General features: G+C 68.8%; 1 protein-coding gene. It reads right to left on the minus strand.

Annotated features, from left to right (window positions below; all coding sequences use genetic code 11):
* Nucleotides 1–240 (minus strand): S8 family serine peptidase (locus tag KVT37_RS32750; RefSeq protein WP_217579077.1); only part of this gene is annotated, 240 nt, incomplete at both ends.

Genomic DNA, 240 nt, shown 5'->3' on the forward strand with positions numbered 1-240 from the left:
GCCTTCGTGGCCATCCGCCCATAGCCGAAATCATTGTCCCGCCCTTTCGGCCCAAGAACCTTGGCCGTTGCGGCCAGCGCTTTCTCGATGTCGGCGGCCGAGCGGTCGGGCGCGGCGTGGATCAGGTTGGCGATGGCGCCGCTGACGAACGCGGCGGCAAAGGACGTACCGGTCACCGCGTCCGAGCCGGCGCCGCTCGGCGCCAGCATTACGACGCCCGGCGCCGAGATGAAGACATAG

Origin of the sequence: Mesorhizobium sp. GbtcB19, assembly GCF_019091085.1 — a bacterium.
Lineage (GTDB): Bacteria > Pseudomonadota > Alphaproteobacteria > Rhizobiales > Rhizobiaceae > Mesorhizobium.